A 16,461-nucleotide genomic window follows, 5' to 3' on the forward strand; every position below is an offset into this window, starting at 1 on the left:
ATATTCACCTACACCCTATGAATAAACCTCTTCCTGCTGGGGACTTGCTGTCAAAGTCTTGGAATGCTGATTTTAACTAGTATTGAAGTCCCGCAATTAAAAGCAACGATATTGCGTTGTCAATAAACAATTCGAGGAAATTTTCTACTTTGATTACGTATCGTGATTAACGCTTTAAGAGAATAAAATGCTTGAGATGCGTGTTTGACCGTGATAATCTGTGTGGCAACAGACATCCTGGAGGTGTGGGTTTATGTCAGATATTATTCTCTCCGCAATAATCGGTACTGCAGGAACGGTTATTGCTGCGGTTATTACTGTGATTCCTTCGTTTAAAAAGGAAAACGGTAGTCAATCCGCTATTGTTAGTGGTAGTAAAAATATCGACATAAAACAATCTAAACATATTACTAATAATTACGGATATAGACAGTCGAGCTCGGATGACGATGAAGTTGGCCGCATCTTTGTCCTATTGATTGCCTTTCTTCTTTTCGTTGTTGGTATCGGAATGTTTGGAAGACCTATTATGTGGGGTCTCGCGTTGATGGATACCTTATTTGTGTTTGTTCTGCTGACTTTGGCGGTTCGCGGCAATTTCACGATAAGAAAGTGGTATCTTGCTGCTTATGTGTCATCTGCTGCACTAGTTTGGGGTGCAGTTTATCGAATTGATAATTCGTACATATTTAAGACACTTACTGAGGCTGTTTCAGATGGGAGTCTGGGGCATAAGATAACATCGGTGATCCAGACAAAATATGTTGGTCACGGTACCTTACTGGCGTTTTCTGCAGTGACTTTTTCTGTATTTTTAACAATCGTTTCGGGAGGTAGGTTGATTAAAAAATTCTATAATAGTTCTGAATTGGTGGACGAAAAAGGTGGCAGGGAGTGTGTGATTTGTTTGTTTGGAGTTGTTTTGTTGTTCGTATTGTGTTTTGGTAGTGGATATTTTGACTCATGGATAATGAGGGTGAATTCTGAGGGTGTTGCATTGATTTCAGGATAGAGATGATGTGGGCTGCAGCGTCGTGCGCTGCGGCCCCCGACCTTCGTCCTCGGCCTGCTCAGCTGCTCTGGGCGGTGCTGGACTGGCTGCTCGACTGAGTGTTCTGGTTGCCCTGGTTGCCGGGCTGCTGGCCGTTGGGCGGCTGGCCGCCGCCGGGCTGACCGCCCTGACCCCCGGGCCCACCATCCATGGGGCCGCCCATGCCGGCGGACAGCGCTGAGGCCGTTCCCGTGGCCGAGCCGCCGGACGACGTCGCCACCGTGTACTCCTGGCCCTCGGTGAGCCCCAGCACCGTGATGGCCGCGGCCGTGAAGTCGACCTTGACCGAGGCCACCTGCGATCCGGAGGAGTCGGTGACGGTGAGCGTGTCTCCCGCGCTCACCGACGGCGAGCCCGTCACCCCCACGAACTGGCTCTCACCGTTGGCGTCCACCGAGCCGTCCATCTCGCCGGCCTGCCCCGAGACCACGACGATCCCGCCCTTGATGTAGGCCGAGCCATTGGAGTCGATACCGTCGGAGGAGGCGTAGGAGACCTCCACCTCGCCCCCGCTGATCGTGAGCACCGAGCCGTCGTCGGACTCGGTGTCCGCGTTCTCGTGGCCCTCGATGACGTGGTCGCCGTTGGAGGCGTTGATGCCGTCGTCGCCCGCCGCGATCGAGAGCTCCCCGCCGGCCACGTTGATGAACGGCGCCTGCAGCCCCTCGTCGGCCGCGTTGACGGTGACTGTGCCGGAGTCCTGCGTGTAGCTCACCCCGGCGTTGATGCCCTTGGGCGAGGGCGTCGTGGAGTCCGCGGTGGACTCCTGCCCGGGCGGGGCCTGCTCCTCAACGGTGGCGTTGGCCTGCCCGCCGCCGGCCGTGATCGTCAGGGTGGTGTCCTTGACGGTGACGTCCGTGGTCGCGGCGATCGCGTCGTCGGAGGAGGTCAGGGTGATGCTCGCCTTGCCCAGGGAGATGAAGCCCTTCGTCTCGTCGTTGCCCTCACTGGACTTCAGGCCGTCGCCGCCGGCCTCGACCGTCAGCGTCCCGGACTCGACCACCAGGTAGTCCTTGCCGCGCAGGCCGTCGTCGGCGGCCTTGACGTTGATCGTGGCGTTCCCGGTGATAATGAGGCCGTTCTTGGAGGAGATGCCGTCCTTGTAGGAGCCGGTCACGTCCAGCCGGCCGGTCCCGGTGACGGTGAGCGTGTCGGAGGAGAACAGGGCCGCGGTGGCCTCCTGCCCCGAGGCGTAGGTGGCGCCATCGGTCAGCGTGTTCTTGGAGTCCTTGGCCAGGACCACGATCGCGTTGCCGGTGTCCTGAAAGTCGATGGCCGGCCCGTCCGAGCTCGTGATGCTCGCGCCGCTGAGAACCAGGCGCACGTCGGCCTTGGGGGCGTTGACGACGATCCGTCCGTCCGCGAGCTCGCCGGAGATGACGTAGGTGCCGCCGCTGCTGATGGTCACGGTCCCCCCGTCGACCTTCACGTTGCCCGACGCCGACCCGCTGGCCGAGGCCGAGGAGCCCGACAGCGTGATTGTGGTGGCCGACGACCTGTCCGTGGTTCCGGCGTCGTCCGCAGAGCTCGAGGCGTCCTCCACTGAGGCGTTGGCCCCCAGGATGTCGGAGACGCTCGCGCCGGTCGACGTCGTGGCCACCGATGAGGAGATCGTCGTCCACGTCGTGTCCGAGCCGCTCGAGCTGGAGGCACTGGCCTTGCCGGAGGCCGAGGAGGTCGAGCAGCCGGCCGCCAGGGCGAGCGCGGCCAGGAGCGCGACGGCTCCGGTCGCACGACGGCGGAGTCGGTGGAAGGGCTTGGTCGTCATCGTCGTGGTGGTCTTCATGGTTCCTGTGTCTCTTCTTGTCGGGCCCGGTGGCGGATCAGTGGTCGGTCAGCGGTATCGGCGGTGCTCGTGCTCTCCAGGCTGGAACGGTCCGTGCCGAACAGGCCGGCGAGCTCGTGGGTCAGAGTCCGGTACCACCTGTTGGCGGGCAGCTCGGGGTGGAGCAGCGCCATCCCGGTGGCGTACTTCGAGATGCGGGCCGGACGGTATCCGGCATCCCACAGGGTCCGGTCCGCAGGCGAGGGCGTGGTCGGGTTCTTCGTCTCGACGACGGCGATATCCGCCACCGCTACCGGCTCGCCCGCGTTGATGGCCGCGGCCAGGCCGGCCGGGCGCAGCGCCGAGGGGCTCGCAACCGCTCCGGCGACGACGGTCCCGGCGGACCACCCCGCGGATATCGTCGGTCCCAGGCGCTGCCAGGTCAGCGCCGTGTCGATGGTGGACCGGGCCTCGGCGCGCGGCAGGTGCAGGGTGGTGCGCTCGTAGGTGGTGGCCAGCACCGGCCGCAGCGCGGCGGCGACCTCATGGGCTGCGGCCGAGCCGATGACCCCCGTGCTCGCCAGGCAGGCCGCCACGAAGGCGCGTCCTGGTCCCGTGAGGCGGGAGGCGTCGTCGGTGTGGTAGCCCATGCGCCGCTTGACGGTGCTGCCGCGCGCGCCGCGGGTCTTGACCTCCAGGAAGCACGACCCGGAGTCCAGGTAGGTGCGGGTGCGCACCTTGAAGCGCCGACGCCGCTTGCGGGCCGTGAGCATGAAGGCCTCCAGCGCTGGGGTGTCGAAGTAGGTCGAGGCGTAGGAGAAGCGGCGCCGCCCGTCAATGGTCAGGACCCGGGCGTGGGGCGTGAGCCCGTCCACGAGCTCCTGGGCGCAGGAGGCGGGTACCAGGTACTTGCGGTCCACGCGGGTGAGCAGGCCGGCGGCGCTGTTGAGCTCCGCGAGCGTGGTCGCGGCCAGGTGCTCCGTGCTCAGGGCCGCCGACGCCGCAGCGCCCTGGTTCGCGGGGAAGGTCGTCATGGAAGTGGTGGAGGTCGCGGGAGAGATCGTCATCGCGGTCCTTTCGGTTCTGTCGATCGCCGTGAGCCGGTGTCAGCGCGTGGCCATGACGGCGCGGGTGGCCGTCTCGCGACCGGTTGATCGTCGGACCGGGCGGCCGACTGCGCGGTGGAGCGGGTGACGTACTGGGCGGCCGGCGTGATGGTGAGGGGCTGGGTGTCGGCCCGGACGGCGTGAGAGCCGGTCTGAACGGTGCTCAGGCGGGTGCCGGCCCAGGACTGGGCGGTCGGGGCGGCGGGCGCACTGACCGGCTCGGTGGTCTGCGCGCCGACCTGTTCCATGGCGGGGACGTCGTCGTTGGAGAGCTGGGAGACCTCAGCGGTGTCGGGCTCGAGCTCGGCGGGGGTCTGGCGGGGCACCCGGAAGCGGACGTCGACAATGGTGGTGTCGTTGACCAGGTCGAGGCGCTGGACCTCCACCGAGCGGACCTGCCCGCCCAGGGTGTGCTCCAGGTGGGCGATGAGGGTGGTCTCGTTGGTGATGGCGTGGTCGAGGACAATCACCTGGTGACGGCTGCGGCGCATGAGCGCGGGGTGGTCCCCGATCCACAGGGCCGCGACGACGGTGCCCATGAGGGCTGCCACCATCCCGATCGGCGCGGTCTGGATCCCGCCGAGCAAGCCCAGGGCCAGGGCTGCGAAGAAGTAGGCGACCTCGTGCTGGGCCAGCTCGGTGGAGCGCAGGCGGATGATGGACAGGACGCCGAAGAGCCCCAGGCCCAGGCCGGCCGCGACGCTCGCCGTCGACAGCAGCAGGGTGACGGCCAGGACGCCCACGTTGACGCCGATGTAGGCGGCCATGAGGTCCTTGCGGGAGTGACGTGGGGCGTAGAGCGCCCCGACCAGGACGGCGAGAGCGATCAGGTCGGCGGCGATGTAGGTCAGGGCGGTCAGGCTCATCGGGAGGCTCCTGTCGGGTCATTCGGACCGGTGTCGGGGCCTGGCTGCGGGGCGGGCAGTGGAGGCGTGCTCTCAGCGCGCCGCGATGCCGTGCGACTCCGTCCGGTGAGTAACAGTCAAGGAGCGCATTCCATGAGCGGGCTGTGAAAGGGTCATGGGGGAGGCATGACTTGCTCCGCCGTCGGTGTGAAGCAGTGAACAGCGCCTCCGGGGCGGGCAGTGCCCGTGGCTCCCGGAGGCGCTGATGATGAGGTGGGATGGTGGCTGAGCGTCAGCGGGCGCCGGCAACCGCCGTGGTGCCGATGCCGGTCGGCGGCCCGATCCCGTGATGCTCGGATGCTCAGGCCGCCACCTGGCGCAGTGGGACCTGACGCCGGTAGCGCCCCAGGTCCCGCATGATGGTGCGGTGCCACCGGTTGGTGGGCAGGTTCGCGTACAGCAGCGCCATCCCGGTGGCGTACTTCGAGATACGGGCGGGCCGGTGGCCCTGTCTCCACAGGAGCCGGTCCGTCGGGGAGGCCGTGGAGGGGTTCTTCGTCTCGACGACATTGAGGTGACCCACCGAGACGCCTGTCTTGAGGCGGCGTCCGTCGGGGTCGAACAGGTCCCAGGTCAGCTTGGTGTCGAAGGTGGCGCGGGCCTCGTCGTGGGGCAGGTGCAGAGTGGTGCGGCTGTAGGTGGAGTCCATGACCGGGACGAGGGCCTCGGCGATCCTGCTCGCCTCGTCCAGGCAGCAGGTGGAGGACTCCACCAGGCGCTCGATGACGAAGAGGCGGCCGTCGGGCGTGATGCGGTCGGCATCGTCGGGGTCGTACTTGAAGCGGTCCTTGACCGTGGACTCGCGCGAACCGTTGGTCTTGACCTCCAGGAAGCACAGTCCGGAGTCCAGGTAGGTGCGGGTGCGGATCTTGTAGCGCCGACGGCGCTTGTGGGCGGCCAGGAAGTAGGCGTCCAGCCCCGGGGTGTCGAAGTAGGTCGAGGCGTAGCGGAAGTGGCGCAGGCTGTCGATCTGGAGGACCTGCGCTCGCGGGGCCAGGTAGTCGACGACGTCCTGGGTGTCGCCAGGGGGCACCAGGTACTTGCGGTCCATGCGGGTCAGGAGGCTCGCCTCGGAGTTGAGCTCGGCGAGGGTGATCGTCTCAATGCCTTCGGTGTTAGGCACGGTGAAGTCCTTTCCGGGATCGGGAGTCGCGGGGTTGAGGCGAGAGGCCGGTGCTGCCTGAGGAGGTGACGGCGATGGGGTGCGCGGCAGTGACGCCGTCGCCGAGGTGGTGGACCGGGCGCTCAGTTGTAGCGGGGGTGCACCATGGGCGGGGCGGTTGACTGGGTGTGCTGCGGGGAAACGTGCTGACTCCGGTTCCCGGTGATCCAGTCGTACCGGGGCGGGGCGGTGGCCGCTGTTGCGGCGCTGTCAGTCGTGGGGGCGTCGGGCCAGACCTGCTGCCTGGTGGGCTGGACCGGGGCGGGAGCCTGAGGGGGGACCTCCTGGATCAGGTGGGGACCCTGTGCGCTCTCCGGATGCGGGGTCGAGGCCTGCGGGGCGGAGGTGGCCTCCGGATGAGTGGCCGGCGGCGCCGTGCGAGGTCGGCGACTCATCCGGTAGTGGACCTCGACGATGGTGGTGTCGTTGACCAGGTCCAGACTCTTGAGGTCAACGCTGCGCACCTGGGCTCCCAACAGGTTCTCGAGCTCGGTGATGAGCTCGCTCTCGTTGCTGATGGCCCGGTCGAGGGTGACCGTCTGATTGCGGTTGCGGCGCATGAGCGCCGGGTGGTCGCCGACCCACAGGGAGGCGAGGATGAGGGTCATGAGGATGGCGACGATGATGAGGTGGGTCTTGATGCCGCCGAGCAGGCCCAGGGCCAGGGCTGCGAAGAAGTAGGCCACCTCTCCCTGGGCCAGGGAGGAGGAGCGCAGGCGGATGATGGACAGGACGCCGAAGAGCCCCAGCCCCAGTCCAGCGCCGACGTTGTCACTCGTTGACAGCAGCAGGGTGACGGCCAGGACGCCCACGTTGACGCCGATGTAGGCGGCCACGAGGTCGCGGCGCCCGTGGCGCGGGATGTAGAGCGCCCCAACCAGGAGCGTGATGGCGATCAGGTCGGCACCGATATAGGCCAACGTCAGTGGTAGTTCTTGCAACACCTGCTGCATGATGAGGAGTCCTTGGGGAGAGATGGGTCGGGAACCGTATCATTACGATACAGTAACGATAAATCGACCTATGCAAAAAATGCTAGAGCGGGGACCTCTTGCCTGATGTGAGACTGCATACCCTTGGCTCCTCCGCGGGGTTCCCTCTCCCTGCAGCGCGGTATAGGCGAGAGGTGGCAGCCAGAACAATCATCTTCAACTACCTTCGGGTTCCGACCGCCTGCCGGATGTTTACTGGGAGTGGCGACACGCCGGGCTTGCACGTGAGCAGAGGTGAATTTCTCGTCTTCGTCCCCAGGGCTGGGGGCAGTGTGTCGTCGTGGGCCGGTCCTCCCTGTGGTTAAGGCGCCCGAATAGATGTCACACCTGTGTAAGACCATCGTTCTGCGGATCGTGGAGGTGGTCCTGAGGGCTGTCGGCGGGGCGCCTGCGAACTGTCTCCACCTGCCATCCACAGTCTGGTGAATGTTTTCCACAGAAGGGAGGGGTGGTGTGCACAGGACCACGTCAGACACAGCATCTTGGGGTGGTGGACCCGGGCTACCCCAAGGGGTAGTGTCTTGCTCCGCGGGGCCGTTCTGGCCTCCCGTGAATGACAAGCGTGTGGTGCCGCCGGCGCAGTCCCTGCCAAGGGATGAGCCGCAGTCACCGCCACCGGACCCTGAGGAAGAGACGGCCATGGCGATCACCATCTACAGCAAGCCCAACTGCGTCCAGTGCACGGCCACCTACCGCGCCATGGACAAGGCCGGTCTGTCCTACGAGACGGTGGACATCTCCCTGGACGCTCAGGCCCTCGAGCAGGTCAAGTCCCTGGGGTACGCCCAGGCTCCCGTCGTCGTTGCCGGTGAGGACCACTGGTCCGGCTTCCGTCCGGACAAGATCAAGACTCTCGCGCTCGCCATCGAGTCCGTCGCGGTCTGAGACCGCGGGGCGTGCCGTGAGCAGCAGGCCCCTGCTGGTCTACTTCTCCTCCACCTCGGAGAACACGCACCGATTCGTGGGCAAGCTCGGCTTCCCGACGGCGCGCATACCCCTGAGGCGCACGGACCCGCCGCTGACCGTGAACGAGGAGTACGTCCTCGTCGTGCCCACCTATGGCGGCGGCTCCGTCAAGGGGGCGGTGCCCAAGCAGGTCATCGCCTTCCTCAACAACCCGGACAACCGGGCCCTGTGCCGAGGCGTCATCGCCTCGGGCAACACCAACTTCGGCCAGGCCTACTGCCTGGCGGGTGACATTATCGCCAGCAAGCTGGGGGTGCCGTTCCTGTACCGCTACGAGCTGCTCGGCACCCCCACGGACGTCGTACGCGTCAAAGAAGGATTGGAAGACTTTTGGCAGACACGCTGACGGACACCGGCTCAGAGACCGTGTCCTCCCCGGATCTGGACTACCACGCGCTCAACGCGAAGCTGAACCTCTACGACGCGAACGGCAGGATCCAGTTCGACGCCGACCACGAGGCGGCTCGGCAGTACTTCCTTCAGCACGTCAACCAGAACACGGTGTTCTTCCACGATCTGGAGGAGAAGCTCGAGTACCTGGTCGAGGAGGGCTACTACGAGGGCCATATCCTGGACAAGTACTCCCCGGAGTTCGTCAAGGACGCCTTCAAGGCCGCCTACGCCCACAAGTTCCGCTTCGAGACCTTCCTGGGCGCCTTCAAGTACTACACGTCCTACACGCTCAAGACCTTCGACGGGAAGCGCTACCTGGAGCGCTTCGAGGACCGCGTCACGATGGTGGCCCTCACCCTGGCCGACGGCGACGAGCAGCTGGCCCTCGACCTCATCGACGAGATGATGTCCGGCCGCTTCCAGCCGGCCACCCCCACCTTCCTCAACGAGGGCAAGGCTCAGCGCGGTGAGCCCGTCTCCTGCTTCCTGGTGCGCATCGAGGACAACATGGAGTCGATCGCCCGCGGCATCAACTCCGCCCTCCAGCTGTCCAAGCGTGGCGGAGGAGTGGCCCTCCTGCTGAGCAACCTGCGTGAGATGGGTGCGCCCATCAAGCGCATCGAGAACCAGTCCAGCGGCGTCATCCCCGTCATGAAGCTGCTGGAGGACTCCTTCTCCTACGCCAACCAGCTCGGGGCCCGCCAGGGCGCCGGGGCCGTGTACCTGCACGCCCACCACCCCGACATCATGCGGTTCCTGGACACCAAGCGTGAGAACGCCGACGAGAAGATCCGCATCAAGACCCTCTCACTGGGCGTCGTCATCCCGGACATCACCTTCGAGCTGGCCCGCAACAACGAGGACATGTACCTCTTCAGCCCCTACGACGTCGAGCGCGTCTACGGCATGCCCTTCGCGGACGTCAACGTCACCGAGAAGTACCACGAGATGGTGGACGACGGGCGCATCAAGAAGAAGAAGATCAACGCCCGCACCTTCTTCCAGACCCTGGCCGAGATCCAGTTCGAGTCCGGCTACCCGTACGTCATGTTCGAGGACACGGTCAACAAGGCCAACCCCATCAAGGGCAAGGTCGTCATGTCCAACCTGTGCTCCGAGATCCTCCAGGTCTCCGAGCCCAGCCGCCTCAACGAGGACCTCACCTTCGCCCACGTGGGCAAGGACATCTCCTGCAACCTGGGCAGCCTCAATATCGCCAAGACGATGGACTCCCCGGACTTCGCCCGCACGATCCGCACCGCCGTGCGCGGCCTGACCGCGGTCAGCGACCAGACTCACCTGCCCAGCGTTCCCTCCATCGACCGGGGCAACCACGAGTCGCACGCCATCGGCCTGGGGCAGATGAACCTCCACGGCTTCCTGGCGCGCGAGCGCATCCACTACGGCTCCGAGGAGGGCCTGGACTTCACCAACGTCTACTTCGCCTGCGTCCTGTTCGCCGCCCTGACGGCGTCGAACGAGATGGCCGTGGAGCGCGGGGAGAGCTTCGTGGGCTTCGAGGACTCGACCTACGCCAGCGGCGAGTTCTTCGAGAAGTACGTGACCCAGGACTTCGTGCCGGTCACCGAGCGGGTCAAGGAGATCTTCGCGGCCTCCAGCGTGCACGTGCCCACGCGTGAGGACTGGGCCGAGCTGGCCGCCAAGGTCAAGAAGGGCGGCCTGTACAACCGCAACCTGCAAGCGGTTCCGCCCACCGGCTCGATCTCCTACATCAACAACTCCACCTCCTCGATCCACCCGATCGTGGCCAAGGTGGAGATCCGCAAGGAGGGCAAGATCGGCCGCGTCTACTACCCGGCGCCCTTCATGACGAACGACAACCTCGAGTACTACCAGGACGCCTACGAGATCGGCCCCGAGAAGATCATCGACACCTACGCCGCGGCCACGCAGCACGTGGACCAGGGCCTGAGCCTCACGCTCTTCTTCCCGGACACGGCCACCACCCGCGACGTCAACCGCGCCCAGATCTACGCGTGGCGCAAGGGCATCAAGACCCTCTACTACATCCGCCTGCGCCAGGCCGCCCTCATCGGCACCGAGGTCGAGGGCTGCGTCTCCTGCATGCTGTGAGACGGCCGCCGTCAGCTGCCCGCCAATGATCGACGTCGGGGGCAGGAGGGTATGACTCCTCCTGCCCCCGACGTCGCACTGGATGGGGGGGGGAGTTGTCGGTGCGAACCGCTTTGATGATGCGCAAAACCCGGCTCGCCCACCGTCCGGAAGGCTGCCGGGTCTACTTCACAGGGCTACTGCCCTAAGCAGTTCGAGCATACCCGATGATCGGGGCGGCGTCTGCAACAGCGCAAGCGCCGGGCCCACATGACGACACGGGTGCACCGGCGCTTCCTTCCACTCCGCGCCGTAACGCGGCGGCTTCATTATGATAAGGGACTTGTCAGTAGGTGTGGGTGTACTCCACGGGGGTCGGAGTCTCGTGCAGTGCGGGCCGCCGAGGCGCTACTCGAGCTCGTCGTCAGCGCCGACGTCGTCGTCGGAGTTGGGCTCCTCCTCGGGCTCGCGCCACACCTCGTCGCAGCGGTGGACGCTCGTGGCGATGAGGCGGGCATTGGGCAGGTCCACCGTGCGCACCCAGTGGCCGGCGTCGAGCGCGTTTTTGCCGAAGTCCTCGTGCCGGTTGATGAGCCGGGGAACGAGCACCTCCTCGGGCACGTCGATGTGGATGAGGAGGTCGATCCGTTCTCGTACTGCACCCCAGCCGCGTGTCTCGAGCGCAAGGTAGTTGCCCTCGGTGACGACGACGCCGGTTCCGGAGACGACGTCTCCAGCCGACACCGACTCGTGCAGGTCGCGCCGATAGACCGGGACGAAGACCTGATGGGCGCCGTCGGCTCGCACCCGGTCCAGGGTCGCCAGGTAGCCCTCGACGTCGAAAGTGTCCGGTGCGCCCTTGCGGTCGTGACGCCCCAGCTCGTCCAGGACGGTGTCGGACAGGTGGAAGCCGTCCATGGCAATGAGTCCGGCGAAGATGTCGGCGTCCTTCAGCTTGGCTTCCAGGTCAGCGGCGATCGTTGATTTTCCCGACCCGGGTGCCCCGACGAGCCCGACGACGAGACGCGCAGGTGCGCCGTCCTCCGTCAGCCGCTCCTTGAGCTGGTCGACGAGGCTGCTGACAAGGGTGGCGATCTCGCCCACCCGCACTGTAGTACTCATGGAACTATTATCTCAGTCAACTACCTGACTGAGGAGTGGACGCAACATCTGTATCCATTGTGATGCCTTGAAGATCGCATGTCGGGATGAGATGCGACGTCGTAGGGAAAAAGGGACAGAAGGACGCCGGCTTGCCCATGGCCTCGCACGGGTGGGCTATGCGGCGGTCATGTATGTCGTTGTTGGGCCGGGATGGAGACCCCTGACGGCCGTGCGGAGAGTCTGGGAAGGGTTGTGCGCTTTAGCAGGTTGAGATCCGATGGCCGCAAAGTTGTGACCGCAGATGAGACCTGCGCCACTGACTCTCACCCTCGAGGAATCTAAATTCAGGCAATTGTAAGCCTCTTTTCAGAATTCTCTCGAAAGGTCGCCCGTGTCCGCCATCCCTATCCCCAGGGTGCTTGGCACTTCTGCGCGTGCGATAGGTGCACTTGTCGCACTGGTCGCGCTCGTCGCCACGCTCCTGACGGTCCTGCCCACGCAGGCCCGAGCCGCCAACAATCCGTCGATCACCGTCTCCGGCCTGTCGCTTGTGGTCTCCAACGCCAACGGCGTCGAGGAACCGGACAACACCTCGGTCAAGGTCGATGACATCCTCAAGCTGAAGTTCGCCTGGGATGCTCGCAACGCCAGCGTCAGAAGCGGCGACTCCTTTCAGATCCAGCTGCCCGAGCAGCTCCGCAACCGGGAGCGCCTCTCCGAGCCGATGAAGAGCTCCCACCAGGGCGCTGAGCACACCATTGGTGAGTGCGTGATGGACGACCGCACCATCACCTGCACCTTCAACAGCACTCTCGACACCATCATCGGCCAGGGCTTCACCGGCCTGCAGGGCAATGGAACGGCTCTGGTGCTGGCTTCTCAGGCCAGCGACTCGGCCAATGTGACGATCGATGCCAACGGCAAGCAGACCGAGGTGCCCGTGCCCGGCGGCAAGATTGCTGAGAACGTCGGGCATGCACACAAGCCGCAGTGGATGAGCAAGTGGGCCGCCGATATCACCAGCACCTCCAAGAAGGTGGACTGGGAGGTGACCTTCGGACCTGACCAGGTCAAGGAGGCGCTTGAGAAGAACGGCCAGTCGCTGACCGTGGACGGCAGGACCCGCTCGACCATCACCTTCTCCGACGAGCTCGGCCCCGGGCAGGTCTACGTCCCGACTAAGAGCGACTGGAAGCTGAAGATCGGAACTGCTCAGGGGCGGAACTACATCTACGGCCAGGTCACGGACGCCAGCGGCACCGACCAGGACACCAGTCAGGGCGACTTCGACCTCGATGTCGCCATCCAGGGCAACACCGTCACCATCACCGTGACCGGCCCCTTCGCACCTCAGACCAACTACCACATCTACTACTCCTCCACCCCGACCACGGCCGACGGCGTTGTTCAGGCCGGCGTGGAGTACACGAACAAGGCCTCTGTGGTGGGGAGCGGTCTGGAGCACTCCTACTCGGTGCACTACACCAAGTCCTTCACCATCAACGTTGAGATGAAGCCCGGATTCGGTGGACTGGACATCACCAAGCTCCTCACCGGGTCCGAGACCGCCAAGGTGCCAGCCGGCACCACCTTCCAGGTGGGCATCAACTACACCCTGCCCGGCGGTGCCACTGTGGACACCTACCCGGGGTGGCAGGCTCCGGGGACCGTTAACCAGGCCCGTACCGGTGGCAACACCTCCATGACCGTCACCGTTGGTGAGAAGGCCGTGTACAACGGCACCTTCCCGGTTGGGACGGTCCTGACCCTCGACGAGGACACGACGACGGCCTCAGCCACTCCCGCCGGCGTCGTCTGGGGCAACCACACCTTTACGGTAGGCGACCAGAACACCAATAGCCTCACCGTCGAGGACCAGAAGTCCACGGCCGTGACGCTGCGCAACTCCGCCGACCCCGCCGCTGTGGAGGAGGGTGACTTCACGGTCACCAAGGCTCTGGCCGGCGACGGCGACTTCAGCAAGTCCACCTTCGAGTTCACCTACACCTGCACTGACGGCTCCGAGGGGTCGCTGACGGTGACCGGAGCCGCGACCTCGGAGAAGTCCAAGAAGGTCAAGGCCGGATCGACCTGCACCATCACCGAGGACAGCGCCAAGGCCGGTCAGAACGGCTACACGCTGACCGCCCCGGCAGCGCAGACCGTGACGATCACCAAGGATCAGACGGCCGCGGTGACGATGACCAACACGTACGCCCGTGACATGGGCACCTTCTCGGTGACCAAGGTCGTCACCGGTCTCGAGTCGGTGGACAATGAGTTCGCCTTCTCCTACACCTGCGACAACAACGTGAAGGGCACGCTGAAGGTCAAGGCCGACGGCGCTGCGGTTTCCGGCCCTCAGCTGCCCGTGGGCACCAAGTGCACCATCGAGGAGAACGCACAGTCCGCTGCGGTCAAGGGGTACACCCTGGAGGCGCCCGCCTCCCAGACGGTGACCATCAGTGAGAAGGAGCAGGCGGTGCTCGTGACCTTCACGAACGCCTACACCCCTGAGCCGGAGCCCACGCCGACTCCCAGCGAGTCCCCGACGCCGGAGCCCACGCCGACTCCCACGCCCGAGCCCACGCCGACTCCCAGCGAGTCCCCGACGCCGGAGCCTTCGCCGACTCCCACGCCCGAGCCCTCACCGACTCCCAGCGAGTCCCCGACGCCTGGTGAGACTCCGGACCCGAGCGAGTCTCCGACTCCGGCGCCCAGTGAGTCGCCGTCCCCCGATCCGAGCGCTACCCTGGACCCGAGCGACCCCGCCACGCCTGGTGCCCCCTCCTCGCCGAGTGGTACTCCGCCTGCCGCACCCAGCGACCCGGCGAAGCCCCAGGAGCCCTCTGGAGGCCCTCTGGCCAGCACCGGTGTCAGGGTTGGTCTGCCGTTGGCGGTCGCCGTGTTCGCCGTGATGGGAGGTGCTCTGCTGGTGAGCCGTCGCCGCGCCTGATGCCGGCCACCGGTTCCCACCTCTCATAGGGAGATGCACCCGAGCCCACCTGAGTCCTGCACTCAGGTGGGCTCGGGTGCATCATCGCTCGCCACCAGCCGCGCGAGATGGGGAGCGGAACACCGCTGGCCGGGGCTGCCGCGGGGCTCGGCGCGAGGCGAATGCTCATACTCGGATGAACCGCTCAGGTGTCAAGGACCAGGGTCCTGACCGGACGGCGTCGGATCGGACAGGAGACGGGGGCGCGGAAACGAATGTCGAAGCGGTTCTTGTGGCGCCCGGCACGGTCGTAACCTGAAGGGGTCCGCCATGCCGCACGGCATGAAGCGAGTGCCGTGCGCGACTCTTCCGACGTCAGGAAACACACCATGGCAGAGTCCTCCCAGTCGTCACCGTCCTCCGCCTCACGGCCGCCGGCCACATCCTCACCCGCCTCGACCTCGGATGATCCGGGTTCGACCGTCAGTCGTATCAACGCCCGGATCATCGGCATCTGTGTAGCCGCGGCCCTGGGCGGGTTCCTATTCGGGTTCGACACCGCCGTCATCAATGGCGCCGTCGATGCCCTCTCCGACCAGTTCGCCCTCAGCGATGCGCTCAAGGGCTTCTCCGTCTCCTCGGCGCTCATCGGCTGCACGGTCGGTGCCTGGTTTGCCGGGCCGGTCTCCAACCGGCTGGGGCGGGTGCCGGTCATGCTCATCGCCGCCGTCATGTTCCTGGCCTCCGCACTCGGATCAGGGCTGGCCTTCGGTGTCATCGACTTCATCGTGTGGCGCGTGGTGGGCGGCCTGGGGGTGGGGGCGGCCTCCGTCATCGCTCCGGCCTACATCGCCGAGGTCTCGCCGGCGAGTGTGCGCGGCCGCCTGGGCTCCCTCCAGCAGCTGGCGATCGTCGTCGGCATCTTCTCCTCACTTCTGGCCGACGCCTGGTTCTCCGGCCAGGCGGGCGGGGCCGCTAAGGAGCTGTGGCTGGGGATGGAGGCCTGGCGGTGGATGTTCATCGCCGAGGGACTGCCGGCCCTTGTCTACGGGATCTTCGCCTTCCGGCTGCCGGAGTCCCCGCGCTTCCTGGTGGCGCGCGGCGACTACGACAAGGCCTCCCAGGTGCTCTACGACTTCACCGGCATCATCAACGTCAACCTTAAGATCGAGGAGATCCGCTCGACCATCGACTCCGAGAAGCGCGAGTCCCTGTCCGACCTGCGCGGCGCGGCTCTGGGGCTCAAGCCGATCGTGTGGGTGGGCATCCTGCTGTCCGTCTTCCAGCAGTTCGTGGGCATCAACGTCATCTTCTACTACTCGACGACGCTGTGGCGCACCGTGGGCTTCCAGGAGTCCGACGCCCTGACCATCACGGTCATCACGTCGGTCACCAACATCGCGGTGACGATCCTGGCGATCCTCCTGGTGGACAAGGTGGGGCGCCGGCCCATGCTGCTGGCCGGCTCGTTCTTCATGACTGTCTCCCTGGGGCTCATGGCGTTGGCCTTCTCCTTCGCAAACGTCAGCGGTGGCGAGGTGACCTTGGAGGCACCCTGGTCGCCGATCGCGCTGGTGGCGGCCAACCTGTTCGTCGTGGCCTTCGGGGCGACCTGGGGGCCGCTCGTGTGGGTGCTGCTGGGCGAGATGTTCCCCAACCGGATCCGCGCTGGGGCTCTGGCGGTGGCGGCTGCGGCCCAGTGGGTGGCGAACTTCTTCATCTCCACCACCTTCCCCAGCTTCTCCAGCATCAGCCTGACCTTCGCCTACGGCTTCTACGCCGTCTTCGCGCTGCTGTCCTTCCTCTTCGTCTTCTTCCGGGTGCCCGAGACCAAGGGCAAGGAGCTTGAGGAGATGGAGGACCTGGCGGTCTGGCCTGACTCATGACAGTTTGGTGGGGTTTGGGTTTTGAGGTGGGTTTTTCGTTGGTATCGCGTGGTGTTTGGGGGTGTGCTGACACACTAAAGGGCTAGTATGGTCGGGGTGGTGAGCCCGTTTCTGCGTAAGGTC

The 16,461-nt window shown here is 65.2% G+C and carries 12 protein-coding genes; 6 read left to right on the forward strand and 6 right to left on the reverse strand.

What is annotated here, in order from left to right; genetic code table 11:
* Positions 1-253 precede the first annotated feature (253 nt).
* Entirely contained in the window at positions 254-1,012 is a 759-nt protein-coding gene (locus tag HMPREF9056_RS14155; RefSeq protein ID WP_009404858.1) for a hypothetical protein, read from the forward strand.
* A 58-nt stretch (positions 1,013-1,070) separates the two neighbouring features.
* Here HMPREF9056_RS14155 and HMPREF9056_RS10150 read toward each other — a convergent pair whose 3' ends face one another.
* The 5 genes from HMPREF9056_RS10150 to HMPREF9056_RS10170 form a co-directional block, all read right to left on the reverse strand.
* The gene (locus HMPREF9056_RS10150) at positions 1,071-2,837 is read right to left on the reverse strand and encodes a carbohydrate-binding domain-containing protein (protein ID WP_009404859.1); all 1,767 of its coding nucleotides are present in this window, start codon (positions 2,835-2,837) and stop codon (positions 1,071-1,073) included.
* Positions 2,834-3,850: a polyphosphate polymerase domain-containing protein gene (locus HMPREF9056_RS10155; protein WP_050793053.1), complete on the reverse strand. Its 1,017-nt coding sequence runs from the start codon at positions 3,848-3,850 to the stop codon at positions 2,834-2,836. Before HMPREF9056_RS10155 ends, HMPREF9056_RS10150 begins: the two co-directional genes overlap by 4 nt.
* Positions 3,851-3,879: 29 nt before the next feature.
* Positions 3,880-4,788 (reverse strand): DUF4956 domain-containing protein, encoded by a 909-nt coding sequence (locus HMPREF9056_RS10160; protein ID WP_009404861.1) that lies wholly within the window; start codon positions 4,786-4,788, stop codon positions 3,880-3,882.
* 340 nt (positions 4,789-5,128) lie between these two features.
* Positions 5,129-5,950, reverse strand: a complete 822-nt coding sequence (locus HMPREF9056_RS10165) for a polyphosphate polymerase domain-containing protein (protein ID WP_009404863.1) — start codon at positions 5,948-5,950, stop codon at positions 5,129-5,131.
* Positions 5,951-6,072: 122 nt separating this feature from the next.
* On the reverse strand, positions 6,073-6,942 hold the full coding sequence (locus HMPREF9056_RS10170; protein ID WP_009404864.1) for a DUF4956 domain-containing protein: 870 nt from the start codon (positions 6,940-6,942) through the stop codon (positions 6,073-6,075).
* Positions 6,943-7,620: 678 nt separating this feature from the next.
* Here HMPREF9056_RS10170 and nrdH point away from each other — a divergent pair.
* From nrdH to nrdE, 3 genes are read left to right on the forward strand one after another with little or no spacing between them, the layout of a single operon-like run.
* Positions 7,621-7,866, forward strand: coding sequence for a glutaredoxin-like protein NrdH (gene nrdH, locus HMPREF9056_RS10175; RefSeq protein ID WP_009404866.1), 246 nt, complete (start codon positions 7,621-7,623; stop codon positions 7,864-7,866).
* 16 nt (positions 7,867-7,882) lie between these two features.
* Positions 7,883-8,293 (forward strand): class Ib ribonucleoside-diphosphate reductase assembly flavoprotein NrdI, encoded by a 411-nt coding sequence (gene nrdI / locus HMPREF9056_RS10180; RefSeq protein WP_009404867.1) that lies wholly within the window; start codon positions 7,883-7,885, stop codon positions 8,291-8,293.
* Positions 8,278-10,434 carry a class 1b ribonucleoside-diphosphate reductase subunit alpha gene (gene nrdE / locus HMPREF9056_RS10185; RefSeq protein WP_009404868.1) on the forward strand — a complete coding sequence of 719 codons (2,157 nt, stop codon included), beginning with the start codon at positions 8,278-8,280 and terminating at the stop codon, positions 10,432-10,434. The genes nrdI and nrdE overlap by 16 nt, the downstream gene beginning before the upstream one ends.
* 387 nt (positions 10,435-10,821) lie before the next feature.
* Here nrdE and HMPREF9056_RS10190 read toward each other — a convergent pair whose 3' ends face one another.
* The gene (locus HMPREF9056_RS10190; RefSeq protein WP_009404869.1) at positions 10,822-11,535 is read right to left on the reverse strand and encodes an NB-ARC domain-containing protein; all 714 of its coding nucleotides are present in this window, start codon (positions 11,533-11,535) and stop codon (positions 10,822-10,824) included.
* Between the two features lie 373 nt (positions 11,536-11,908).
* Here HMPREF9056_RS10190 and HMPREF9056_RS10195 point away from each other — a divergent pair, with 373 nt between their 5' ends.
* Entirely contained in the window at positions 11,909-14,473 is a 2,565-nt protein-coding gene (locus tag HMPREF9056_RS10195) for a DUF5979 domain-containing protein (RefSeq protein ID WP_009404871.1), read from the forward strand.
* A gap of 368 nt (positions 14,474-14,841) precedes the next feature.
* Positions 14,842-16,338 (forward strand): sugar porter family MFS transporter, encoded by a 1,497-nt coding sequence (locus tag HMPREF9056_RS10200; protein ID WP_009404873.1) that lies wholly within the window; start codon positions 14,842-14,844, stop codon positions 16,336-16,338.
* The last annotated feature ends 123 nt before the right edge of the window (positions 16,339-16,461 follow it).

The organism is Actinomyces sp. oral taxon 170 str. F0386 (assembly GCF_000195595.1).
GTDB lineage: Bacteria > Actinomycetota > Actinomycetes > Actinomycetales > Actinomycetaceae > Actinomyces.

Coding starts and splice junctions, on each gene's coding strand:
- HMPREF9056_RS14155 (WP_009404858.1), top strand. CDS start 254: ATGTCAGATATTATTCTCTCCGCAATAATCGGTACTGCAGGAACGGTT.
- HMPREF9056_RS10150 (WP_009404859.1), bottom strand. CDS start 2,837: ATGAAGACCACCACGACGATGACGACCAAGCCCTTCCACCGACTCCGC.
- HMPREF9056_RS10155 (WP_050793053.1), bottom strand. CDS start 3,850: ATGACGACCTTCCCCGCGAACCAGGGCGCTGCGGCGTCGGCGGCCCTG.
- HMPREF9056_RS10160 (WP_009404861.1), bottom strand. CDS start 4,788: ATGAGCCTGACCGCCCTGACCTACATCGCCGCCGACCTGATCGCTCTC.
- HMPREF9056_RS10170 (WP_009404864.1), bottom strand. CDS start 6,942: ATGCAGCAGGTGTTGCAAGAACTACCACTGACGTTGGCCTATATCGGT.
- nrdH (WP_009404866.1), top strand. CDS start 7,621: ATGGCGATCACCATCTACAGCAAGCCCAACTGCGTCCAGTGCACGGCC.
- HMPREF9056_RS10190 (WP_009404869.1), bottom strand. CDS start 11,535: ATGAGTACTACAGTGCGGGTGGGCGAGATCGCCACCCTTGTCAGCAGC.
- HMPREF9056_RS10200 (WP_009404873.1), top strand. CDS start 14,842: ATGGCAGAGTCCTCCCAGTCGTCACCGTCCTCCGCCTCACGGCCGCCG.